This window comes from Enterococcus sp. HMSC078F03 (assembly GCF_001811595.1).
GTDB classification, from domain to species: domain Bacteria; phylum Bacillota; class Bacilli; order Lactobacillales; family Enterococcaceae; genus Enterococcus; species Enterococcus faecalis.
Map to the genome: position 1 here is coordinate 1 of NZ_KV805554.1, position 25,265 is coordinate 25,265.

At 38.0% G+C, this 25,265-nt stretch carries 24 protein-coding genes; all 24 read right to left on the reverse strand.

All coding sequences use genetic code 11. From position 1 onward, the window contains the following. Positions 1–71 precede the first annotated feature (71 nt). The 24 genes from uvrC to pepT all read right to left on the reverse strand — a co-directional run bounded on the left by uvrC (position 72) and on the right by pepT (position 25,246). Positions 72–1,868: an excinuclease ABC subunit UvrC gene (uvrC, locus tag HMPREF2810_RS04880; RefSeq protein ID WP_002371199.1), complete on the reverse strand. Its 1,797-nt coding sequence runs from the start codon at positions 1,866–1,868 to the stop codon at positions 72–74. Positions 1,869–2,032: 164 nt separating this feature from the next. Beyond that, entirely contained in the window at positions 2,033–2,347 is a 315-nt protein-coding gene (gene trxA, locus HMPREF2810_RS04885) for a thioredoxin (protein WP_002419758.1), read from the reverse strand. 97 nt (positions 2,348–2,444) lie between these two features. Continuing rightward, entirely contained in the window at positions 2,445–4,811 is a 2,367-nt protein-coding gene (locus HMPREF2810_RS04890; protein WP_010715166.1) for an endonuclease MutS2, read from the reverse strand. Positions 4,812–4,921: 110 nt separating this feature from the next. After that, positions 4,922–5,470, reverse strand: a complete 549-nt coding sequence (locus HMPREF2810_RS04895) for a CvpA family protein (protein WP_002357705.1) — start codon at positions 5,468–5,470, stop codon at positions 4,922–4,924. Between the two features lie 19 nt (positions 5,471–5,489). After that, positions 5,490–5,933, reverse strand: coding sequence for a cell division protein ZapA (zapA, locus tag HMPREF2810_RS04900; protein WP_002357706.1), 444 nt, complete (start codon positions 5,931–5,933; stop codon positions 5,490–5,492). A gap of 268 nt (positions 5,934–6,201) precedes the next feature. Continuing rightward, a complete protein-coding gene (locus HMPREF2810_RS04910; RefSeq protein WP_010715165.1) occupies positions 6,202–8,304 on the reverse strand; it encodes a heavy metal translocating P-type ATPase in 2,103 nt (700 codons plus the stop codon). A 121-nt stretch (positions 8,305–8,425) separates the two neighbouring features. Then, positions 8,426–9,430 (reverse strand): ATP-binding cassette domain-containing protein, encoded by a 1,005-nt coding sequence (locus HMPREF2810_RS04915; protein ID WP_002419761.1) that lies wholly within the window; start codon positions 9,428–9,430, stop codon positions 8,426–8,428. After that, the gene (gene modB / locus HMPREF2810_RS04920) at positions 9,427–10,098 is read right to left on the reverse strand and encodes a molybdate ABC transporter permease subunit (protein ID WP_002357709.1); all 672 of its coding nucleotides are present in this window, start codon (positions 10,096–10,098) and stop codon (positions 9,427–9,429) included. The genes HMPREF2810_RS04915 and modB overlap by 4 nt, the downstream gene beginning before the upstream one ends. A gap of 8 nt (positions 10,099–10,106) precedes the next feature. Beyond that, positions 10,107–10,907 (reverse strand): molybdate ABC transporter substrate-binding protein, encoded by an 801-nt coding sequence (gene modA, locus HMPREF2810_RS04925; RefSeq protein ID WP_002360416.1) that lies wholly within the window; start codon positions 10,905–10,907, stop codon positions 10,107–10,109. A gap of 18 nt (positions 10,908–10,925) precedes the next feature. After that, positions 10,926–11,897 (reverse strand): molybdopterin-binding protein, encoded by a 972-nt coding sequence (locus HMPREF2810_RS04930; protein ID WP_002419762.1) that lies wholly within the window; start codon positions 11,895–11,897, stop codon positions 10,926–10,928. Positions 11,898–11,900: 3 nt separating this feature from the next. Continuing rightward, positions 11,901–12,383: a MogA/MoaB family molybdenum cofactor biosynthesis protein gene (locus HMPREF2810_RS04935; protein ID WP_002410705.1), complete on the reverse strand. Its 483-nt coding sequence runs from the start codon at positions 12,381–12,383 to the stop codon at positions 11,901–11,903. After that, on the reverse strand, positions 12,376–12,810 hold the full coding sequence (locus tag HMPREF2810_RS04940) for an MOSC domain-containing protein (protein WP_002357714.1): 435 nt from the start codon (positions 12,808–12,810) through the stop codon (positions 12,376–12,378). Before HMPREF2810_RS04940 ends, HMPREF2810_RS04935 begins: the two co-directional genes overlap by 8 nt. A gap of 2 nt (positions 12,811–12,812) precedes the next feature. After that, complete coding sequence (gene moaA / locus HMPREF2810_RS04945; protein WP_080114283.1) at positions 12,813–13,787, reverse strand: GTP 3',8-cyclase MoaA; 975 nt, start codon at positions 13,785–13,787, stop codon at positions 12,813–12,815. Beyond that, complete coding sequence (moaC, locus tag HMPREF2810_RS04950; RefSeq protein ID WP_010715163.1) at positions 13,784–14,293, reverse strand: cyclic pyranopterin monophosphate synthase MoaC; 510 nt, start codon at positions 14,291–14,293, stop codon at positions 13,784–13,786. Before moaC ends, moaA begins: the two co-directional genes overlap by 4 nt. A 407-nt stretch (positions 14,294–14,700) precedes the next feature. Next, on the reverse strand, positions 14,701–15,903 hold the full coding sequence (locus HMPREF2810_RS04955; protein ID WP_010715162.1) for a molybdopterin molybdotransferase MoeA: 1,203 nt from the start codon (positions 15,901–15,903) through the stop codon (positions 14,701–14,703). A gap of 17 nt (positions 15,904–15,920) precedes the next feature. After that, positions 15,921–18,641 carry a formate dehydrogenase subunit alpha gene (gene fdhF, locus HMPREF2810_RS04960; RefSeq protein WP_070635589.1) on the reverse strand — a complete coding sequence of 907 codons (2,721 nt, stop codon included), beginning with the start codon at positions 18,639–18,641 and terminating at the stop codon, positions 15,921–15,923. 2 nt (positions 18,642–18,643) lie between these two features. Beyond that, positions 18,644–19,942: a complex I 51 kDa subunit family protein gene (locus tag HMPREF2810_RS04965; protein WP_010715160.1), complete on the reverse strand. Its 1,299-nt coding sequence runs from the start codon at positions 19,940–19,942 to the stop codon at positions 18,644–18,646. A gap of 11 nt (positions 19,943–19,953) precedes the next feature. After that, the gene (locus tag HMPREF2810_RS04970) at positions 19,954–20,442 is read right to left on the reverse strand and encodes an NADH-quinone oxidoreductase subunit NuoE family protein (protein WP_002357722.1); all 489 of its coding nucleotides are present in this window, start codon (positions 20,440–20,442) and stop codon (positions 19,954–19,956) included. Then, positions 20,430–21,011, reverse strand: coding sequence for a hypothetical protein (locus tag HMPREF2810_RS04975; protein WP_002363879.1), 582 nt, complete (start codon positions 21,009–21,011; stop codon positions 20,430–20,432). The genes HMPREF2810_RS04970 and HMPREF2810_RS04975 overlap by 13 nt, the downstream gene beginning before the upstream one ends. Then, on the reverse strand, positions 21,001–21,825 hold the full coding sequence (locus tag HMPREF2810_RS04980) for a formate/nitrite transporter family protein (protein WP_010715159.1): 825 nt from the start codon (positions 21,823–21,825) through the stop codon (positions 21,001–21,003). The genes HMPREF2810_RS04975 and HMPREF2810_RS04980 overlap by 11 nt, the downstream gene beginning before the upstream one ends. 15 nt (positions 21,826–21,840) lie before the next feature. Then, a complete protein-coding gene (locus HMPREF2810_RS04985) occupies positions 21,841–22,416 on the reverse strand; it encodes a molybdenum cofactor guanylyltransferase (protein WP_070635590.1) in 576 nt (191 codons plus the stop codon). A gap of 140 nt (positions 22,417–22,556) precedes the next feature. Continuing rightward, positions 22,557–23,585: a lysylphosphatidylglycerol synthase transmembrane domain-containing protein gene (locus HMPREF2810_RS04990; RefSeq protein ID WP_002360426.1), complete on the reverse strand. Its 1,029-nt coding sequence runs from the start codon at positions 23,583–23,585 to the stop codon at positions 22,557–22,559. A gap of 19 nt (positions 23,586–23,604) precedes the next feature. After that, positions 23,605–23,871, reverse strand: coding sequence for a DUF1294 domain-containing protein (locus HMPREF2810_RS04995; protein ID WP_002384578.1), 267 nt, complete (start codon positions 23,869–23,871; stop codon positions 23,605–23,607). Positions 23,872–24,016: 145 nt separating this feature from the next. Beyond that, the gene (gene pepT, locus HMPREF2810_RS05000; protein ID WP_002419768.1) at positions 24,017–25,246 is read right to left on the reverse strand and encodes a peptidase T; all 1,230 of its coding nucleotides are present in this window, start codon (positions 25,244–25,246) and stop codon (positions 24,017–24,019) included. Positions 25,247–25,265: the final 19 nt, after the last annotated feature.

Genomic DNA, 25,265 nt, shown 5'->3' on the forward strand with positions numbered 1-25,265 from the left:
TAGATGTTGAACAGTACCTACTTGGTTCTCGGAGCTAAACGTTTCTGTCCCGACCTCTGGCTTGTTTTCATTTATTTTTCTATCTCAGAGGTTGTTTCTTGGTGCAAATGACGATACACATTCTTTGCGACAGTTTCAGGTAACCCAGCTTTTCTTAATTCTTCAACACTGGCTGCCGTAATATTTTTAAGCGATTTAAATTCTTTTAAAAGATTTTTTTTGCGTTTCGGTCCCAAGCCTTCAATGTTATCTAATTTGGAAGCAAAACTATTTTTACTACGTAATTGACGATGAAATGTGATTGCAAAACGATGGACTTCATCTTGGATTCGTTGCAACAAGAAAAATTCTTGTGAGTTTCTTTCCAATGGTACAACTTCTAAGTCTGGACCAAATAAAAGTTCACTCGTTTTGTGCTTGTCGTTCTTGGCTAATCCAGCTACAGGAATATCGACTCCTAGTTGATTGGCTAACACATCTTTGGCAACATCGACTTGACCTTTACCACCATCGATTAAAATTAAATCAGGAAAAGGCAAGCCTTCTTTTAAAACTCGTGAATATCTGCGATAAATGACTTCTCTCATAGAAGCGTAATCATCAGGACCTTGGACGGTTTTTATTTTATATTTTCGATACTCATTTTTAGCTGGCCGTCCGTCAATAAACACAACCATCGCAGAAACAGGGTTTGTTCCCATAATATTTGAATTATCAAATGCTTCAATTCGAATGGGCGCAGGTATGTTCATCGCATTGCCTAATTTTTCAACTGCGCCAATTGTTCGTTCTTGTTTCCGTACAATCAAATCGAATTTTTCATTTAAAGCAACTGCAGCATTTTTACTGGCTAATTTAACCAGTTTTTTCTTTTCTCCCCGTTGCGGCTGCAAGACTTTCGTAGCTAATAACGCTTCAACGCTTTCTTTATCAATGTCATCAGGAATCAAGACTTCTTTTGGCACAAAATGCTCATTCTCTTGATAAAATTGTCCAATAAAAGTTAAAAATGCTTCACTGGCATCATCATAAAATGGAAAAATCGATACATCACGTTCGATTAATTTTCCTTGTCTGACAAAGAATACTTGGACACACATCCAGCCTTTATCAACAGCATAACCAAACACATCACGATCAATTAAATCCACATTCGTCATTTTTTGGCGGGTCATAACTGTTTCAATCGCTTTAATTTGATCGCGAAATTCTGCAGCTTTTTCAAATTCCATATGTGCAGCTGCATAAGCCATTTTTTCTTGTAAGCGGTCCTGAATTTCTGTATGTCCACCAGAGAGAAACCCTTTAATCTCTTCCACCATATCTTTGTAGACTTGCGGATCCACATCAAAAGCATAGGGACACAGACATTGTCCTAAATGATAATACAAACAAGGTGTTTTTTGCGACGGATTACATTTTCGCAAAGGAAAAAGCCGATCTAACAGTTTCTTTGTTTCATTCGCTGCATTTACATCTGGATATGGGCCAAAATATAACGCTTTGTCTTTTAAAACCTTTCGAGTAATCATTAAACGAGGATATTTTTCGTTTGTGATTTTGATAAAAGGATAGGTTTTATCGTCTTTTAACATGATGTTATATTTGGGATTATTTTTATGGATTAAATTAATTTCTAATAAAAGTGCTTCAATATTCGATTCTGTCACAATATATTCAAAATCATCGATTTCACTGACTAATCGTTCTGTCTTAGTATCATGGCTACCACGAAAATAAGACCGGACACGGTTTTTCAAAATTTTGGCTTTCCCAACATAGATAATCGTGCCGTTTTTATCTTTCATTAAATAACAACCAGGTTGATCAGGAAGCAGTGCTAATTTATTTTTTATTCGTTCGTTCATACGATACTTCCTTTCTAACAAAATACTTCATCTATTATACACCTCTTTTTGTAATTAAACAAAAAAAGCCGCTACTTTATGTACGAAAGAAACAGCCTGAAAAGACAATCGCTAATGATTTCTCTTCAGACTGAATCAGACTATTCGTAATGACTAATCAACGTTTATAAGTGTTTGGCAATCATTGCTTGCAATTGGTCTTTTGTATGAACACCGACTGCTTTTTCAACAACTTCGCCATCTTTTTTCAATAGCAATGTTGGGATGCTCATGATTCCAAAACTTGCTGGTGTTGTAGGATTTTCATCCACATCCATTTTGACGATTTTTACTTCGTCTTCATCATATTCTTCAGATAATTGTTCTAAGATGGGTGCTTGCATACGACAAGGGCCACACCAAGTTGCCCAAAAGTCGATTAAGACTAATCCTTCATCTGTTTCTGTTGCAAAATCTTTATCGGTAATTGCTTGTGTCATTTCACAAACCTCCTACTCTTTACTCTTACTACATGCTTAGTATAACACGTCATCTCTAAGATAGCGAGTGTTCTGCTTACTTATTGTAAGTCCTTGTTTATTGGAATTTCACGACAGTCGCACCATTACCACCTTGGTTTTGTGGCGCAAATTCATAGCTTTTCACACTGCGGTGATTTTTTAAAAATTCCGTTATTCCGGTTCTTAATGCACCTGTTCCTTTACCGTGAACAATGGTTACTTGTGGATAGCCTGCTAGAATCGCAGCATCAATATATTGGTCAACTTCTGCCAATGCTTCTTCGTAGCGTTTGCCACGTAAGTCTAGTTGTGTGCCAACATGACTGCTTTCTGCAGAACGAACCGTTGTAACTCTTGGTTTTGCTTCCTTTTGTGGAGCGACAGGCGTCATATCCTCTTCAGAGACGTTCATTTTTAAAATGCCTAATTGGACTTGCCATTGTCCTTTGCCGTTGTCTTTTAATAAGGTCCCTCGTTGGCCGTAAGTATTGACAATTACTTCATCGCCAGCTTTTAATTTTTTCTGTTCTTTCGCCTTCTTTAGCACTTTGTTTTTAGCAAGCTTGGTTTCTTCATGGTGTAATTGAGAAAGTTGTGTTTTCGCATCAATTAACTGATGTTCTTTGACACCACCTTGTTGGCCACTTTCCAATTGCATTTTGCGAATATCAGAAATAATGGTTTCTGCGTTTTCTTCCGCTTCTGCAATAATTTTATTTGCTTCTTTCCGTGCTTTTTGTAATTCTTTTTCTCGTTCTTCAAAAAATACTTGATAGGCTTCTTTCAGTTCCTTATGCAAAGCGGCCGATTCATCGACATAGTGGCGAGCTTCTAAATATTCAGTTTCGGCCATTTTGCGACGGTTTTCCAAGTCTTCAATCATTTCGTTTAAATCTTGACTTTCACCGTCCATTATTTGTTTTGCAGCCTCAATAATACTGTTGTCTAATCCAAGACGTTTCGAAATTTCAAAAGCGTTACTTCGGCCAGGCACGCCAATTAATAAACGATAGGTTGGACTCAAAGTGTCTACATCAAATTCCATACTGGCATTGATTGTTCCAGCTCGATTATAGCCATACACTTTTAATTCAGGATAATGGGTTGTTGCCATCACATAGGCTCCTTTAGCACCCAATGAATCTAAAATGGCAATCGCTAAAGCGGCCCCTTCTTGCGGATCTGTCCCAGCACCTAATTCATCAAATAGTACTAAACTTTGATGATCGACTTTCTTTAAGACAGACACGATATTCGTCATATGTGAAGAGAAAGTACTTAAACTTTGTTCAATCGATTGTTCATCCCCGATATCCGCAAATACTTCTGTAAAAATCCCCATTTTACTCTCTTCTTCAACTGGAATAGGTAGTCCAGCTTGGCCCATTAATTGTAAAAGACCTAACGTTTTCAGAGTAATGGTTTTCCCGCCGGTATTAGGCCCTGTAATCACAATTGCTTGATATTCTTCTCCAATCAAAATGTCATTGGCTACAGCTTTTTCTGGATCCAATAGCGGGTGCCGGGCTTGTTTAAAAACTACATGATTTGCTTGACTAATTTCTGGAACAACTGCTTTTAGTTCTTTTCCTAGTCGCGCCTTAGCATTAATAAAATCAAGTTTACCGATTACATAAGCATTATGCGTAATTTCACGGCGATAAGGGACCAACTCGGCCGACAGTTCTGCCAAGATGCGAGTAATCTCATTTCTTTCGGCAATTTGTTGTTGTCGCAAGCGATTATTCATTTCTAAAATTTGTTTAGGTTCAATAAATAAGGTTTGACCTGAAGCACTTTGATCGTGAACCACGCCACCAAAAATATTTTTATATTCTTGTTTGACTGGAATCACGTAGCGTTCATTTCGCATAGTAACAAGGGCATCACTCAGATAACGTGCGTTTTTCCCACGAATAATACTATCTAGTTCTTCTCGAATGGTCTGCTCACTACGACGAATATTTTGCCGAATTGCCTTTAAGGCTGGCGAAGCTTCATCTGTGACGTAGCCATCATCATCAATGGCTTGTTTGAGTTGGCGATTTAATTCAGGTAAAACTTCTAGTTGCTCTCGCCACATATATAAACGTTCAAAATCCACTTCATTTTCACTTAGCTCATCAAAAAAACGAGTCAGTTCTGAAGTAGTCGACAAGACACGGCCTACTTGTGCTAATTCTACACCATTTAAATCCGCACCAATTTCAATCCGTTTCATGTGTGGTTGGATATTTTCTAATTTAGGAATAGGGATTCCACCACGTAATCGTTGAACTTTTAAACCATCCTGTGTTTCATTTAGCCATGCTTGAATTTTATTTTCATCAGCAATCGGTAATAATTCCGAAACTTCGTTTGTCCCCTGAGCTGTCACAATAAATTGCAACAACTGTTGTTTTACTTTATCAAACCCTAATGTTGATAGAATGCGCTGATTCATTTTTCCACCTACTTTTCTAACTTTTTCATTTGTTGAAAAGACTGAGACATAACATAAGAAGTTTCGCTTTGCTCACTTACTTCTTATCTCTATCTCAGTCCCATTCAGCTTTATTTCGTAATTGGTTCAACCCATAATTCATATGCTTGTTTTGTTAGAATTGGGGTGTTTTTTACAATGCCTCGTGCCAAGCCACTTGATCGAAACTGATTTTGGACAATATCTGACGGAATCATTGACGCCGTAGCTAACACTAGAAAAAGACCCACGTATAATACAAGAACACTTAATACGCCACCTAATAGTCCATTTACCTGTTTCAAAACTGGAATAAATGTTAATCCATGTAAAAAGATAGCTAAAAAACGAACGACTAACCAGCCTGCAAACAGCAATAATAGAAACGCAACCGCTGAATAAAAGGCTTTGTCTAAGTCTAAAGAAATCTCTTGATTAAAAAAGACAAGCTTTGACGTTGGCGTAACCGATGGATATGGAATATACAATTCTAAATGAGAGGCGACCTCTTTGTAATAGGTTCGAGCAACAAAATATGAAATTAAGTAACCTACCGAATAGAGCACTTGTAAAATCAAGCCTCGTTTAGCTCCTGTATAAAATCCAAAGGCTAAAAGTAATAAAATAAGTATTGTTAACATCTTGTCATCCTTTCAGGAACTACTCCGAAACACCTTTATTTTGAATCTGCTGTTTTCGATTTTCATTCAAAATTTGTTGGGCTTCCACATGATTATGAATTTCTACATCTTCTTGTCCATTCTTTTTCAAAACATCCCGTGCTTCTTCTTCGATAATTTCCATTCGGCGCACACGATTCTCTAATTCAGCCAAACGAATGGTTTTCTGTTTTAAATCTGCTACTTGTTTTTCCAATTTTAAAGCATATTCTTGTTTTTTTAGTTGATCTGAAATTGCATTAATTGCTAATAAAACAGAAGCTTGTTCCGTATCAGTTTGCGGAGAAAGATGTTTAATTTCCGCCAGTTGTTCGTTGACAATTTTTGTGACTAAATCCATATGTTGTTTTGACTCTTGGCCAATAATTGTATACGTATGGTCTGCAATGATTGCTTTATATCGTGTTTTTTCATTTGATGCCATGTTGAGGTTCCCTCCTGTAAATCAATCCATTCTTGCTTATTGTACCATGAAAAAAAAGCGAAGCGCAATTTTCGTACAAATTCTCTCTTATTATATGCCACAAAGCGAAAAATTTAAAGATTTCTTTACAAGAACTCTGGCAATTTAAGAACGAATAGAAATTGTGTAGGAGAAAAAGCGTGGAACAAAAAGTCAAAGTGATTTTTGTCCCACGCTCAAAGCCTGATAATCAGCTAAAAATGTTTGTTTCAGCTGTACTTTTTAAGGCTTAGTTATTATCTTTCATCTTTTCTACACGTAAACAACGCATAGCATTTAAAACAGCGATAATAGTTACACCAACATCAGCAAAGACTGCTGCTTGCATTGAAGCCAAGCCTAATGCACCTAGTACCAAAACAATGATTTTAACAGCAATCGCAAAGATAATGTTTTGTTTAACAATTCTCAATGTTTTTCTTGATAATTTAATCGCAGAGGCGATACGACTTGGTTCATCATTCATAATCACCACATCAGCAGCTTCAATTGCCGCGTCACTTCCTAAACCACCCATGGCAATCCCAACATCAGCCCGGGCTAAAACAGGTGCATCATTCATACCATCACCAACAAAGGCAACTTTGTTTTTAGGTGAAGATGCTTTTAACAACTCTTCTAAACGATCCACTTTGCCATCTGGTAAAAGTTCTGCATAAACTTTGTCAACACCAACTTCTTTTGCAATAGCTTCTGCAACTTGTTGATTGTCTCCAGTCAGCATAACAGTTTGTTTGACCCCTTCAGCTTTTAATTCTTTTATTGCTGAAATGGCATCTGGTTTCAATTGATCCGCAATCACTAAGTAGCCTGCAAATTGATTATCAATAGCGACAAAAATTAAAGTTCCCGCTTCCTTCACTTCTGGTGCTTCGATACCAAATTGTTTCATTAACTTCGCATTACCGACTAAAACTGTTTTGCCTTCAATTGTGGCTTTGATACCGTGTCCGGCAACCTCTTCAATTGCTGTTGCTGGAACAGTTTCTTTGCCATAGCTTTCTTTAATAGAAATAGCAATAGGATGAGTGGATAATTGTTCTGCTGTTGCTGTTAAACGTAACAACTCTTCTTCAGGTAAAACAACACTAGTTATGTTTTGAACCACAAAATTTCCTTTTGTTAGCGTACCAGTTTTATCAAAAACAATCGTTTCCGTATTCGCTAAAATTTCTAAATAGTTGCTTCCTTTAATTAAAACACCTAGTTTGCTGGCTCCGCCAATTCCACCGAAGAAACTTAAAGGAACAGAAATGACTAAGGCACATGGACAAGAAATAACCAAGAACGTTAATGCCCGATAAACCCATTCATTAATAGAAGTATCAGGGAAAATAAATGGTGGAATCACTGCCAATAAGACAGCTAAAACAACGACAACTGGTGTATAGTAACGAGCAAATTTAGAAATAAAGTTTTCTGCAGGGGCTTTTTTACTGCTAGCATTTTCAACTAAATCTAAAATTTTGCTAACTGTTGAATCCCCAAATTTTTTCGTAACATTAATGGTCAAGGCCCCATTTTTATTGATAAAACCACCTAAGATTTCATCGCCGACTTTGACCGTTCTCGGAACGGATTCACCAGTCAACGCAGAGGTATCTACCATACTTGATCCATCAATAATTTGACCATCTAATGGAACTTTTTCACCTGGTTTCACTAATATTTGTTGCCCAATTTCAATTGTATCTGGAGCGACCGCTTTTATTTGTCCATTTACTAAAAGATTTGCTGAATCCGGACGAATATCCATTAATTTGGCAATTGATTTTCTGGATTGATCAACCGCAGCACTTTGGAACCATTCGCCGACTTGGTAGAACAACATTACTGCCACAGCTTCGGGATATTCCCCAATAAAGAATGCCCCGATCGTTGCCACAGACATTAAAAAATTTTCATCAAACACTTCCCCACGAAAAATATTCGTTACCGCTCGTTTGACAATGTCGCCACCAATTAAGACATAAACGACTAAATAAGATGCCAAAGCAACCCAATTATTACTTGGTTTAATGATAATAAGTGCTAAAAATAAAACAAATGCAATAATGATACGAATTAAGCGATTATTATTTGGATTACGTCCTTCTTCTTCTTTGACATCTTTTAAAGAAATAACTTTGACATCTGGTTCTAACTTACCAATCACTGCACGCGCTTCATTTTCGACTTCTAAATCATGTCCTGATTCAACTTCCAGTGTCATTTTTTCAGCCATGAAGTCCACACGCGCTTTTTCTACTCCGTGAATTTTTTGGACAGATTTTTCAATTTTGTCAGCACAACTTGCACAATCAAGTCCTTCTAGTTTATAACTCTTTTGCATTTAAACACCTTCACTCCCTATATAATAGCGATTATTCCGTTTACATGAATAACCTTTCATGAATATATTATAAATGAAGGTGCAATCATATGTCAACCGCTTCACGTAATCTTTTTCTATTTTATAGACATAATGGCATAATTGCTGTAGGTGGAATGGATAACTGAGTAATAACTTTCGGATTGAGTCTATTGCTGCCTTTCCACCAAATTTTGGTTTGTTGGTGTTGAAACCAAGCACTTTGTTCAAAAGGTGCTGACAATGTTTGTAAGTGATGCACTTCGATTTGATTGGTTGCCTGCGGTTCTGTTGTGAAATCATGGGCCCGAATACCAATAGAATGACAAGAAATAGGAACTTCTTGTGTAACCATTAGTGTTTGTTGCCAACCAATCACTTGGACTCTGTGCGCATCTATGCGTTTAACAGGCCAAATATTTTTACAACCAGTGAGTTTAGCTGCTTCAATCGTTTGAGGTTGGTTAAATAATTGATTTGTTGCACCAAAAAGTGTTTTGCTTTTTGTGATTATCACTAAACTCTGACATAACTTATACAGTTCATCTAAACTATGACTCACAATTAAGGCATGTTGATTTAAATTACTTAATCGCTGTTGAAGTTCAATTTGCAGCTCTTCCTTTAAGGGTGCATCTAATGCGGAAAATGGCTCATCTAATAACAGGTAAGCCGGCTGAGCCGCTAGCATTCGCGCAAAAGCCACTCGTTGTCTTTGTCCTCCAGAAAGTTGACTAGGATATTGTTGTTGGACTTTAGTTAAGTGAAAAGACGCAAGCAATTGAGTGACCAATTGTAAATCTTTTGTCACGCACGTGAGATTTTCTACTACCGACAAATGAGGGAACAACGCATACTGCTGAAACAAAAGACCAATTTTTCGTTGTTGCGGCGACAAATTGATCTTTTTTTCAGCATCGAATAAGACTTGATCATTTAAAACAATCTGACCTTTATCCGCAGTCTCAACACCCGCAATACATTTTAATAACATACTCTTGCCACAACCAGAAGCACCTAAAATTCCTGTTGTTTGAGTCTTTGTTTCAAACTGAATTTGCAAAGTATGACTTTTCAATTCTTTTTGAATATCAACAATTAATCTCATTCCGATCTTCTCCAAGCGCGCTGACTAAAAAATTCCGTAAAAAATAAAATAATCAGGCAAAGTAATAACATAATCACAACATATTGATTGGCTAAACGCCAATCCCCACTTGCTACAGCAGAGTAGATAGCTAAAGGAAGCGTTCTTGTTTTGCCAGCAATATTCCCTGCTAACATTGTCGTCGCTCCAAATTCGCCTAACCCACGGGCAAAGGCTAACACGCCACCGGCCAAGAGACCGTTCATCGACAAAGGTAGCGCAATTTTTCTAAAATATCGACTTTCCGAAAACCCAAGTGTCTGGGCTACCGCCAACAATTCACTATCCATTTGTTCAAACGCCGTTAAGGCTGAACGATACATTAAAGGAAATGAAACAGCAACGGCAGCAATAACCGTAGCTGGCCACGAAAAAACAACTTGAATGGCAAAAAAATCAAGTAAAAACTGGCCCACTGGTTGCTGAACACCAAAAATAGTTAAGAGAAAAAAACCAAAAACAGTCGGCGGTAAAACTAATGGCAACGTAAATAAACTATTCAAAAGAATTTTTAATTTACGATTTTTCAAACGAAAAACAATATACGCAACGCCTGTTCCTAAAACAAAAGTAAATAAAATGGCGATTATTGCTGTCTGAAAAGATAAAAGAATTGGTCGAACATCCATTTTCCCACCTACTTTGTTAACTTAAAGCCAATATTTTCAAAATATTTTCTGCATTGTTGACTCTGTAAAAAATTTAAAAAAGCATCCGCTGATTTTTGTTTCTTAGAGGCGGCAACTTTACCAACTGGATAGATGATTGGCTTTTTCAAAGCAGCTTCAGGCATGGCCGCAACAATCGCTACTTTTGAATTGGTTGCTGCATCTGTCGCATAAACTAAGCCAGCTTCTGCACTTGCATTAGCTACCCATTCAAGGACTTCTGTTACATTCGTGCCAAAGCTTGCGTGTTTTTCTACATAGGACCAAGCACCTAAAGCTTTTAAGCCTTCTTCGGCATATTGACCAGCTGGAACACTCGCAGGATCACCAATTGCTATCATTTGGGCCTTTTTTAAATCAGAAAAATCATGCCACTTTGCTTGATCTTGATTAGGTACGATTAGAACGAGCTGGTTTTCCAATAAAGGAACGACACTTTTCTTATTAATTAGTTTTTCTGCAACCAATGCATTCATTTGTTTTGTCGAAGCCGAGAAAAATACATCGGCTTTTAGGCCTTTTTCAATTTGCATCTGTAATTTTCCAGAACTATCATAGGTTCCAGTTACCTGAATATCTGGATGCTCTTTTTCAAAGGCAGGAATAATTTTCTTCTCCATGACTGATTCTAAGCTAGCAGCTGCCGCAAGGGTTATTTCTTCTTTTTTTGTTGAAACTGTTTCTTTTTGCGGCTGATTTGTACATGCAGCAATTAGGGCAACTAAACTGAATAAACTAAGCAGGAACACAGCCTTTTTTTGTTTAGACATTTGAACGCCTCTTTTCTTTTATAAATACCCGCCATAACTCAAGTCAATAATTTCAGATTTTTTTATCACTTCTTTGGCCATTAATCTTGGTAACAACAAATCAAAAACCGTTTTTTCTGAAAATAAAACACCGCCTGGTAAGCCAATGATCGTTTGCTCTCCTTTATAAGCTAGCAAAAACATTGAACCTGGTAAGACTGGTGTCCCATGGGTTACGATTTCAGCACCTGTCTGCTTAATTGCTAACGGTGTCAAATCATCAGGATCTACACTCATACCACCTGTACAAACAATCAGATCAAACCCTTGTGCTAACATCTTTTTGATCGCAACAGTAATTTTTTGCGGCTGATCATCGACAATTTCTTGCTTGACAATCGTAACTAAAGGATACGCGGAGAACTTGGCTTTTAACACAGGGTAAAAAGCATCCTCAACCAATCCTGTGTAAACTTCACTGCCAGTAGTTACAATCCCGACCCGTATTTTTTTGAAAGGTTTCACAGAGATTAGTGGCTCAGACGTGCTGAGCTGGCGTGCCTTTTCTAATTGGCTTTTAGAAATTGTTAGTGGAATCACTCGAAAGGCTGCAACTTTTTCATCTTTCTGAACTTCTATATTGGTAACTTTAGTTGACAAGGCGAGACCTTCAATTTCATTTAAAGCAATTAATTTTTCTCGATTGACTTTTAAAAGACCTCTCGTGCTAGCTTTAGCAACAATTTTTCCTTCATGGACTTCACTCGGCTGACATGAGTCATCTGTTAACAGGTTATACAAAAATGTCGCTGCCTCTTCTTCATGTATTTCTGCTGGATCCAAGGAAACAAACAGATGTTTTTTCCCTAATGATAAAAGAATTGGAATATCTTCTTGAACAACTATATGTCCTTTTTTAAAACACACTTCCTTGGTCTTTCCATAGTCAATTCGCGTAATATCATGACTCAACGGAAGGCCAACTGCCTGTTCTGTTCGAATTGTTTTCATGGTTTATTCCTCATCATGTATGATTTTTTTATTTGTGATTAAATCCAAAGCGTGGGGCAAAACAGGCAACAAAAAATGCAAATGTTCTGTTACACTTTTCGGGCTACCAGGCAAATTAACAATGAGCGTGCGTCCTCTTTGAACAGAAACGCCTCGACTTAACATAGCAAATGGTGTTTTTTCCAAGCTAAGTTGACGCAAGCCCTCACTGATCCCAGGAATGATTCGCTCTGCTACACGTAAGGTAGCTTCTGGGGTCCGATCCCGTTCACTCAACCCTGTGCCGCCTGTCGTTAAAATCAAATCACAGGTCTTAGACCACTCTAGCAATAGCTCTACTAATTGATTTTCTTCATCTGGTAAAATGGTTTGTTTGGTTACCTGGTAGAGCACAGGTAACTGTTCACGAATCAAGGGACCCGATTGGTCGACAGCAAGTCCTTGAAAGCAACGATCACTTAATGTTACAATGCCCACTTTAAACAACGTCTAACTGGTCTCCTTTTTTAATATGACCTTCTGTCACAACAACTGCAAAGATTCCTTCTCTAGGCATGATGCAATCGCCCACTCGCGCATAAATCTGACAGTGTTTATGGCACTCTTTCCCAATTTGAGTAACCACCAATTCGGAATCGCCTATTTTCATTTTCGTTCCAACAGGTAATTGACGTAAATCAATCCCTGAGACGATTATGTTTTCCCCGAAAGCACCATTGCCAACCCGAGCTCCTTTTTCATTGAAAGCCGTTATTTCTTCAAAAGATAACAAACTGACTTGTCGATGCCAATTACCGCCGTGCGCATCATTTTCTAATCCAAAGCCTTTAATTAAGTTGACTTCAGGAATTTCCTTTTTCTGTGTGCCTCTTCGCGGGCTAATATTTATTGCAATAATTTCTCCTGTTTTCATACTTATCCTCCTATTTGTGACATAAATCGTTGTTCTCCTTGTTGTTCCAAGAAAAGATGTTTTTCAGGCTTACAGGCAATGCCACTCTTAATAATCCCTAACAATTCTGCTGTTTGTTCCTTAGCTAAAGCTTCCTTTAACGAGTAGCCGTCTGCAGAATGCAGGCACGTTTTTAAATGGCCGTCTGCAGTAATTCGGATTCGATTGCACGTCTCGCAAAAACAATGCCCTAATGCACTAATAAAACCTATTTTCCCTTTAAAATCTTTTAAGGCGTAATAACTAGCAGGGCCATTGCCCAATGGTTTTTGGTATGGTTGCAACATTCCATAATGTTTGGTTAAAATGGCTTCTACTTCTTCTTGCTGCTTACCCGGATGCTCCTTTCCTAATCCAATTGGCATCATTTCAATGAAACGAAGATGGACAGTCTCTTTCTTAGCGATTTCAGCCAGTTCTACAATTGTTGCTTCACTTAGCTCTTTCCTAGCTACAGTATTAATTTTGATATTAGGTAGTCCCGCATCAATCACTTGTTCTAAGCCCGCCAGAACATTCCTTAACTGACCAACTCTTGTTATTTCTCGAAATTCTTCTGGATCCAAAGTGTCTAAGCTAATATTAATGCCGTCCAAGCCCGCCTCTTTTAACCCTTGAGCCTCACGAGCTAACTTCATACCATTAGTTGTTAGGGTTACTTTTTCGATGCCTGAGATTTGCTTTATCCTTTTAATTAAAGAGAGTAAATTCGGTCTAACAAGCGGTTCACCACCTGTTAATTTAACTTTTTTGATGCCTTCTTTCGCTAATATCCTCAGTAAAAAAATAATCTCATCATCTGTTAGAAGCTGCTCTTTTTTTAAAAAGCAAAGACCTGTTGCTGGCATGCAATACGTGCAACGTAAGTCACAACGATCTGTTAAAGACAAACGAACATAATCAATTTCACGGTTAAATGCATCTTTCATGCTGTTCACTCATCACTTTCCTTTGATTTAATTGAAGAACGAATGAAATGACCACTGCGTCCACCATTTTTCTCTAATAAACCAATGTTTGTCATTGTCATTCCTCGATCAATTGCTTTACACATGTCATAAATTGTTAAGAGTGATGCCTGCACACCTGTTAGCGCTTCCATTTCAACGCCAGTTGAACCCACTGTTTTTGTAAAGCAACGTACTTCTAAACAAGTTTGATTGCGCCAATCAAACTGAATTTCACACTTTGTCAAAGCAACCAAATGACACAAAGGAATCCATTCAAACGTTCGTTTTGCGGCGGTAATCCCAGCTACTCTTGCTACCTGTAATACTTCACCTTTTTTAATCATTTGGGTCTGGATCGCTTCTGCTGTCGCTTCTAACATGTGAATTTCTCCATAAGCGAGGGCTGTTCTTTCAGTGTCATTTTTTTCCGAAATATCAACCATATGCACTTCTCCTTGTGTATTCAAGTGCGTAAATTCCTTACTTTGAACCATTTCTCCACCTCACATTTGACATTTGTTAACGTTTACACAATACTTCTTTTTCAAGTGTATCACTCTTGCATCAAAAAAACAATCTGGCATCCATAATTTTTTTTAGCGAGAAATCGAAGTTAAAAAAGTTAAGCGACAAAAATTACGTGCTTTGCTTAGCCTGACCAGACTTTTGTCTAAGTCTTAAAACTTGATAAGCAATAAGAGGTCGGGACAGAAGTGCTTAACTCCGAGAAATAAGAAGGAATTTCCGAAAATTGTTCTATAATTTTTGGAGAATTTCGGCTTATTTCCGAAGGAGTTGCTTCTGTTCCCGCCGTTTATCAATTTTTAAGCCTGGAACAAAAATCCAAAATGATTTTTGTTCCAGGCTCTTACTTTCATACTAATCTTAGGTCAGGTTGTCATCAAGTTTGCCAATAATAGACTTTTACAAGCGCGCCTTTTTTGAGTAGTACACCAGCTGGTTGTTCTAGCAAGCAATTTGTTTCTAAAGTATTTGATAAATTGGATGAAAGATGACTTTTTGTCACTAAATTTACTTTGCCATCTATTTCTTTCGCTCGGTAAAATCGACGTAGTCTACTGGGGGCTAATTCATGCGCTAAAATTACTGTTCGTTCCTTGAGATTTAACTCGACACAATTAAAAAAAGTAGCTAATAATTTCCAGTAAAAAAGATGTAAATTAACCATTGCCGCAAACGGATTGCCTGAAACGCTTAAAATGAGTGTCTCTTGAAATTTACTTCCCATAACTGGGGTTCCAGGTTTCATATTTACAAAATGAAACAACTCTGTTCCTCCGATACGTTTAATCGCTAAAGGTAAATTGTCCTTTTCACCTACCGAAACACCACCACAAGTAATTAATAAATCAAGTTTTGGTGAAATCTCAATCAGCCTATTCGCTAATTCTTCAGGGTCATCTGAACAATGGTCTAGGTGGATTACTTCATTACCACTCGCTTTGACAAAAGCTGCTAACATGTAGAGATTACTATTATAAATTTTCCCAACTGACAGCGGTTCTTCCAAAGAAACTAACTCACTACCGGTCGCTAAAATCCCCACTTTCATGCGCTTCAAAACAACAACTTTATCAATCCCTTGCATTGCCAACAGACCAATCATGCGACTATTAATCTGTTGATGTTTTGTTAAAATTTTTTGCTGAAAAGCAATATCTTCTCCAATTTCCGCATAGTTTTGGCCCGCAGTGACAGAGCGAAAAATTTTAACATGGTCCTGCCCAAAATCCGTCCATTCTTGTGGCACTACAGCATCAAAATCGGTTGGAATAAAAGCACCTGTCGTTATTTTAATCGCACAGTTATTCGTCTGATTACAATAAAACATGGAATCCCCTGCCACTAAAGAACCAACGACTTTTAAACAACTTGGGCTTTCAGCAGTCGCACCTCGTGTTTCTACTGCACGAACGGCATACCCATCCATCCCGGCACGAGGAAAATGAGGAATCGCTGTCTCTGCAAAAATGGTTTCTCCGCTAATCCGCCCCAAGGAATCAAGCAGCGCCACTTCTTCTGTTTCACATTGACTCTTCATATGTTGGGTCATTTTCTCTCGTGCTTCTTCCAACTCGATCATGTTTTAACCATCCTTTTTTATTTATTCACTGGTTTAATCGCAACGGCACAAACTTTATATTCAGGAATTGTGGCGATATCATCAAATACAGCATTGGTAATTTCGTTAACATTCCCATCTGGAAAGTGGAATGTCATAAAGACTTCTTGCGGAAATACTCGATTTCCGACAGCCGCATAAGTTTCAATTTTGCCACGGCGAGAATGTACTTCCACTTTGTCACCTTCTTGGATTCCCAGAGCTTGTGCATCGACGGCATTTATCTCAATATAAGAGTGATTCGCTATTTGGTTAATCCCTTCCGTTCGTCCTGTCATTGCTCGGGTATTGTAATGGTAAAGCATTCGGCCTGTCGACATTAAATACGGGTACTCTTCATCTGGTAATTCTTGTGCTTGCTTATACGGAATTGCTTTAAATAAACCTTTCCCACGAGCAAAACTGCCCACATGCATAATCGGCGTGCCTGGATCTGTCAAGCTACGACAAGGCCATTGTAAGCTCTCCTTCTCTAAACGTTCATAATTAATTCCACCAAACGAAGGCGTCACAGCTGAAATTTCTTCCATAATTTCTTTTGCAGATTCATACGCACAAGGATAGCCCATCCGTGTCATGACTTCACAAAAAATTTCATAGTCTTCTCGCGCTTGTCCCCTTGGTTCAACAGCTTTGCGGACTCTTTGCACGCGCCGTTCTGTATTTGTAAATGTCCCATCTTTTTCTGCATAACTGATGCCAGGTAAAACAACATCTGCATAAGCAGCCGTTTCGGTCATAAATAATTCTTGAACGACTAAAAAGTCTAAACTTTCTAAAGCTTGACGAACATGTCCTGTGTCTGGATCCGTAACAATTGGATCTTCTCCAAAAATATAAAGGCCTTTGACGTTTCCTGCCGTTGCTGCTGGCAAGACTTTAGTAGAAGTTAAACCGGTGTTTCGATTTAGCGGCACATGCCAAGCTTTTTCAAATTTGTCGATTACTTCTGGATTATTGACTTTTTGATAGCCTGGGAAATCATAAGGCATACAGCCCATATCACAGGCACCTTGAACATTATTTTGACCTCGCAAAGGATTGACACCACAGCCAGGTTTTCCAACTTTACCAACCAACATTGCCAAATTAGACATACTCATAACACCCTCAGTTCCTGTCGAATGTTCCGTTACGCCTAAACAATAAATGATTGGTGCTTTTTCTGCTTTTGCATACATGCGTGCCGCTTGAATTAGATCTTCTGGATGAATATGACAAATTTCTGCAACTTTTTCCGGCGTATAATCAGCCACCATTTTTTCTAAATCTGAAAATCCTTCTGTCCGTTCTTCAATAAAGTAGCGATCTGCTAAACCTTCTTTCAAAATCACATGCATCATGCCATTAGCAAATGCGACATTCGTTCCCGCCTGAACTTGTAAATGCAGTGCACTATCCTTCACTAAGTTAATTTTCCGCGGATCAACAACAACAACTTGTGTTCCTCTTTGGATGGCTTGGCGAATTTGCGCACCAATAACTGGATGAGCTTCTTCTGGATTGGACCCTACTAATAAAATCATATCGACATCTTCAGTGATATCAGCAATAGGATTGGTCATCGCACCAGAGCCTAAGGTTTGGGCTAAACCATGGACCGAAGCCGAATGACAAACACGGGCACAGTTATCAACATTATTGGTACCAAAAGCAGCACGCACCATTTTTTGAAAGACATAATTATCTTCATTTGTTGCTCTAGAGCACGAAAAACCAGCAAGAGCATCCGCGCCGTTTTCTGCTTTAATTTCGTTAAATTTTGACGAAACAAGCGCTAAGGCTTCTTCCCAAGAAGCAGGTTCAAAAATCCCATTCCGTTTAATTAATGGCTCCGTTAAGCGATCTCCTGACCCAACAAATTTATATGAAGCAAATTTTCCTTTCACACAAAGTAAATTTTTATTAGCTGGTCCATCCAGGGGTTCAACACCCACCAAACGATTATTTTTAACGAGTAAATTCATCTGACAGCCTGTCCCACAATGCGGACAAGTTGTAGGGATTTTCTGGGTTTCCCATTTGCGGTACTCTTTCGTATCTTTTGCTGTTAACGCACCTGTAGGACAGGAAGAGACACAATTGCCACATGATTCACAGATAGATTGATCAAACGGCTGCCCATAACTTGGCATCATTTTTGTTTCAAAGCCACGATTAGCAATACTAAGTACATCTCTTCCCTGCCGCAATTGACAGACACGGGCACAACGACGACACATGATACACTTTTCTGGATCATAAGAGAAAAATGGATTACTGGTATCTTCTTGGTGGCAAGGCATTCTTTTCCCCTCGGTAAAGCTAGTGGCATCAATCCCATAATCTAGCGCATACTGTTGTAATTGACAATCCCCGTTTTTTCCACAAGAAAAACATTCTAATTTATGATTACTCAATAATAAATCAAGAATAAAACGTCTGGAATCAGCAACTTTTTCAGAATGCGTTGACACAACCATGTCCTCTTGACAATGTGCCGTACAAGCAGTTGTTAAGCCACCACGTCGGCCGCCTTCCACCTCAACCACGCACATCCGACAAGAACCATCAGGCGCTAATTCTTTTAAATGACAGAGCGTTGGGATTTCAACACCTAGCCCTTTCGCTGCTTCGAGAATGGTAGTCCCTTTAGGCACAGTTACTTCTTGGTTATCAATAGACAACGTAACTGTTTGCGTATGCAACTTTGTTTTCATTTTTACCAACCTCCTTTGCTGGTGGCATAGATTTCTGTTTCAGCAGTCGTTTCAAATTCTTCTGGAAACAAAGCCAATGCACTCTTCATTGGATTTGCGACGGATTGGCCCAAACCACAAGCTGATAATCGCGTGACATGCGTGAGCATCTTTTCCAATCGTGGCAAATCACTAGCTGTTGCCTCTTTCCGATTGAATTTACTCAATAATTCCAAAATCCTAGTTGTTCCCAATCGACAAGGGGTGCATTTACCACAGGACTCATGAGCAAAAAAGGCCGCCACGTGTACTAAATAGTCCACAACATTGACTGAATCATCCATTACTACAATTGCACCAGAGCCGACAGATAAGTCATGGGCCCATAAATCTTCGTAGGAATACAAACAATCCCTTAACGTTGCGACAGCACCAATTGGACCGGATTGTCCACCGAAGTGAATAAATTTCAATGCTCGACCAGTTGCAGAGCCTCCGCCGTATTGCTCGCCATAAATTATTTCTTCTAATGGTGTTCCAAGGTTGACCTCGTATAAGCCCCGATTTTTAATATGTCCAGACAAACAAATTAGCTTTGTTCCGCCGCCATCGGCAGTACCCATCTCTAAAAAGGCTTGTCCACCTTCTCGTAAAATTACAGGAACACTTGCAAATGATTCAACATTATTCACTAATGTTGGTTGCAAATATAAGCCAACATCTGCTAAGTGTGGTGGTTTGACACGCGGCCGCCCCGTTTTTCCTTCAATCGAATTTAAAAGTGCTGAATTTTCCCCACAAATATAGGCGCCAGCACCAGAAATAATCGTAATATCATAATTAAATCCTTCAATTCCTAAAATGTTTTCCCCTAAAAAGCCAGCTTGTCGTGCATTATCGAGTGCTTCTTGAAATGTTTTTTGGATTCTGCGATATTCTCCTCGCATATAAATATAACCTGCTTTTGCTGAAAATAAATAGCCAGCAATGATCATTCCTTCAATCACACTCAATGGATCTTCAGATAAAAGTACTTTATCCTTAAAGGTCCCTGGTTCGCCTTCATCAGCATTACAAACAATGTACTTTGTGGTTCCTTTTGCATGATAAAGATGGCGCCATTTTTTTCCTAAAGGATAGGCTGCTCCACCGCGACCTCTTAAGTGAGCAACATCCAGTTCGTTTAAAATTTCTTCATCTGATAGTGAAATTGCTCTTTTTAAACCATCAAATCCATCGTATTTACAATATTCAGCAACATCGGTCGCAGATTGCATTTTCCCCATTCTCTCTAATAACATTGGTTGGTTTCTCTTAAGCATTGACTCACCTCCTACAATCCTTCATAGCAATCATTTTGCAAATGTTGAATTAATTGATAAATTTTCTCTTCTGTTAGTTGACTAAAAACGGTGTCCTTAATTTTAATTACTGGACCTAAATCACAAGCCCCGATACAAGGAATACTGTGATACATAAATAAGCCATCTGGGGTCGGCTGATTCTCTGGCACTTCTAAAATGGTTTCTAAAACCTCTGCAACCATCGCTCCACCAGTATAATGACACGGCGTACTGTTACAAATCTTCAAGACATACTTCGCTTGCGGTTCCGTCTTTAAAATGGCATAGAAACTGACGATTTCATAGACTCGCGCTTCCGTTAAATGTAGATGCTCTGCAACTAATTGAGCTGTTTCCTGATCGATATACCCTTCCTCTGAAGCAAATTGTAATTCAATTAAAATATTTAAAATTCGTTGTGGATCAGCATCGTTTTCTAGAATAATCGCTTCTTTTTCAATTAAGCTTAATGCACACATTCCTTTTTATTCCCCCTTTTTAGTGAAACTTGAAGTTGTTCTCCTTGATAATAGATACGCAATTCTTTTGGTATTTCAGCAGATAGTAAACAAAAATCGGCTTTATCTATGACTTTTTTTGCTGATTCTTTTTGGCGATTCTGGTTATTCATCATAAGAAATAGTCCTGGCTGCACAACATTACGTAATGAATTTGATTCACAAATGATTAATGCTTGGGCCGGCACAGCTTTCAGAAATTGCTGAATGGCTTCCGCCAAATTTTCTTGAAAAACTTTCAATAGAAAAACTTTTTGACAACCTGCAGCTAATAATTTCATGGTATCTTTATTGCCAATCGTCTCTTGCTCTTCTACTAATTCATAACCAGCTGTAATACTGGTACAAATTCCGCATCCTTTTGTGCCTCGTTGACACACCCCTCGTTGACCACTAATCGTAATAATCTTCAAGCCATAAATTGGATAGACTTCTTGGTACTGTTTAATAAGGGCTTCGGCTAATGTCGTTTTGCCACTATTCCGACCGGTAGATCCAATTTGAATCATGTTTGGTACCTCAATTGCCATAGAGCTCCTCCGTCTGAATCGTTTTCTCAACTCTTGGTTTGACAGTTGCTGGTTTTGTCATAAAGATCAATGGTACGGCCATAAAAAGACTGCCCCCTACCGCATTGCCTAAAAATACCCATAGTGTATTTTGCAAATAATCCCACCAACTGATTGCGGTGCTTTGTGAAAAAATTGCCGCTGGAATAATAAATGCATTGGCGACCACGTGTTGAAACCCACAAACAACGAAAACCATGACAGGAAACCATAAGCCAAACATTTTACCTAAATATGATTTTGCCAACGCTCCGAGATAAACCGCTAAACAAACAAAAATATTACAGCCAATCCCTGAAACAAAAGCAACTAGCGGTGGATCAGCAATTTTCGCCTGAGCAACTGCGACTGTTTTATCCAGAAACGCACCTTCAGTTAACCCAACAATATGGCCAAATAAATACGCCACAAGAAATCCGCCTAGACAATTGGTCAATAAAACAACTATCCAGTTATAACAAAGAGCGCCCACTCGAACCTTTTTTTGTAATACGCCTAATGTCATTACCATCATATTGCCTGTTGCTAACTCACCACCAACAAAAGTAAGCGCTATCAATCCGACTGGAAATAAAGCTCCACCCAGAAAATTGTTAAAACTTCCCCATTCTGTGGGGGCGGTTCCAGTGATACGAATAAACGCCAAGTAACCCAGTGCAATACAAAAACCAGCCATGATGCCTAAAATACAGAGTCGAACAAACGATAATTTCCCTTTCATTTCTGCCTTATCACCTAAGCTTGCAACTATTTCTTCACTACTGAAAAAATCCATTACGATTCCTCCTTTTTATCGATACCACTGAGACAATTCTTCTTTTCGATTGACATTTTTAAGTTGATTCTCTTTTGATAGTTGCACCGTTTTTACAGATAGATGCTCAAATTCTTGCCGAATCTGATAGTTATTTTGCGCAAGCTGTTTTTGAAATGTTGGTAAACAAGAACATCGATGAAAGCCAAATAATGGTTCTTGACGACCTTCAAAATCAAAGATTGTTACTTGATTTTGTCCACGCTTAGAGGCTAACTGATACACAAGTTTAGGAGAAAAAGTTGGTATATCACAGGCAATTACAAACACTTCAGCTTTCTGAGTATAGTTCATTGCTGTCACAATCCCACCTAATGGCCCCTTTCCAAGATACATATCTTGAATGATTGTGCATTTTCTAAACGCCTTAGGAAATTTTTGACTATCATTCGTTACTAAAATAACCTCTTCGAACAGTTCCATTAACTTTTCAGCTGTTTGCAAGATCACGTATTGGCCTTGAATTTTCAATAATGCTTTATCAAATCCCATCCGTGAACTTTTCCCGCCGCATAACAGCACTGCTGTACAATCAGCAATAATTTTCGCCACCCCTTTACCATAATTTTTATTAGTTCAAAAAAATATTTTTTAGTCATGTATTAAGTCTATTATAAGACATCCCTCGTACAAGTCAATTCCTTTTAAAAAAAAAGAACGAGAAAAAGAGTCGCTCTTTTTCTCGTTCTACCTTATTCATCGGTTTGACGTTTTATTTCTTCAATCTCAATGCGTAATGATTTTCGTTTCTCAATGGCGACATAAACCAAGCCAATCAAAAAGGGTAACACAAAGCTACCAAATCGATACAGTAAAACAGATGCTACAGCATCAACATTGCCGACCAATGGTTTAAACAACAATAAGTAAACAAATTCAAATGGACCAATGCCAGCAGGTGTCGGAATAACTCCTGAAAGAATAACAGCAAAACTGGTAAAGGACATCACTAATAATAAATCAATATTCGGGTGATTTTCTACTAAAACAATGTAAGGAATAATGTACCAAAATAATAATTTAAATACATTCCATGAAAAGATTCGAAGCAACGCTGAGCGATCTTGTGTAATTGTTTGGACAGCCGCCCGCAAGGAATAGATTTGTAAATTACAATTATCCACCCAATCTCTTAGTTTTGGTCGTTTAAACCAACGATTGGCAAACTTAACCAATAAAACTTGCAACTTTAAGCTACTAGATAAAATAAGTAATGCTGCAATTATTACTAATGTTAAAATAACACCTGCTAAAATGAATGGAATCATCTTAGGCGCATTTTCATAAAACAGGGAAAATTGAATAATCAAACCAATAATTGCTAAAAAAATCACGGCTGCTTTGTACATAATCATATGTAATGCCGTTATCCCCACACTTTTAGAAACAGGAATTCCCTTTTTCTTATAAAAATAAATTTCTGAAAGCAAGGTTCCCGTGCCAAATGAAATAATCCGATAAAATGCTACATAACAAGAAGTAAAAAAACCATCCACTGTCGTAAAGTCTTTGTTAAAATAACGAGCTATTTCCTTGATTGAGCGCCCTTCTGCAAATTGATAAACTACACCAAAAAAAATAACAGCAATCAGCACCAGCCAACTTGTTTCCATCAGTTGAGCAAAAATATCACTTAATGAATTATCCATGACATAAAAGATTACGCCTAAAACGATAATCATTAACAACATATTTAAGCCAATTTTTACTTTTCCTTTCATCGCTTCTCCTTTTTTGTTCTTACTTAAACGTTAGATAGATGCAACTAATCATCGCGATTACGCCAATTGAATAACACAATGCAAAAACTGGTTTTTGGGTTTTATGATGAAATTTCTTTTGTCCCATTAGCCCACCTAGACCGCCACCGACAAGTCCTATCGTCAATAAGCGGCGTTCTGGAATACGCCAGTTCCCACGTTTTGCTTGTTTTTTATCATAACCCATCATACTAAACAATACTAAATTAATGACGAGGAGATAAATGATTACTATCCACTGAAGCATTCTTTCTGGCCTCCTAACTAGTTACTGTACTAGGATACCTTGTTCTGATTCTAATTGCAAAAAAATTTTCAATGACTCATGAAACTACAACAGGAAAGTAAGCTCTCGGTTGCCCGTTTTCTTACTTTCCTATTGAGTGCCTCATTTATTTTGCATTTAATTCAGCAATTTTAATAATCACATTGGTCGCTTTTTCCATGGCTTGTAATGAAACAAATTCAAAACGGCCATGCATATTTTCGCCACCAGCAAAGATATTTGGTGTTGGAATCCCTAAATAAGAAATTTTTGAGCCATCCGTTCCACCGCGAACAGGTTCAATAATTGGTTGAATTGACAATTCTTCCATTGCTTGTTTAGCAATTTCGATAATGGACATATCTTTTTCAATCACTTCTCGCATATTATAGTATTGATCAAATAAATCAACTTTAATTCGTTCTTCATCAAATGGTGCATTCAATGTTTGCTGAATTTCTTTAATTTTAGCTTTACGTGCTTCAAAAATCTCGCGATTGTGATCGCGAATAATATATGTCATTGTAGCTTCTTCTGGCGTTCCAGCAAACGCTGCTAAATGATAAAAGCCTTCTTCACCTTCTGTTTTTTCTGGAACTTCGTCAGCAGGTAAGGCATTATGGAAATCAATTCCTAATTGTAACGCATTAATCATTGTATTTTTTGCTGTTCCTGGATGAACGTTTTTCCCTTGAATTGTAATTTCTGCTTGCGCCGCATTAAACGTTTCAAATTGTAATTCACCTACTGGTCCGCCATCCATTGTATAAGCAAAATCCACGTTAAATTGAGCGACATCAAATTTGTCGGCACCTACACCAATTTCTTCGTCAGGACCGAAAGCCACACGAATGGTGCCATGTTTAATTTCTGGGTGATTAATTAAATATTCCATGGCTGTCATTATTTCCGCAATACCTGATTTATCATCAGCCCCTAATAAAGTGGTACCATCGGTTGTGATAAGTGTTTCACCACGATAATTTTTTAAGTTAGGAAAGTCTTTCGTATTTAAAGTGAATTTGCCTTCTTTATCTAAAGGAATCGTTGATTCTCCGTCATAGTTCTCAACAATTTGCGGAGAAACATTCACTGCATTAAAATCAGCGGTATCCATATGGGCAATAAAGCCGATTGAACGAACGTCTTTCTCCACGTTACTAGGTAACGTAGCAATTACAAAACCATTTGTTTCGTTATAAATAACATCGCTCATTCCTAATTCTTCTAATTCTTTTTTTAAGGTTTGTGCAAAGGCTACTTGTGTTTGTGTTGATGGTGTCGTTGTGCTTGTTGCATCTGAGCGTGTTTCTGTTTTCACATAGCGTAAAAAACGAGGTAATAAATTTTCATACATAAAAGAACACTCCTTTAAT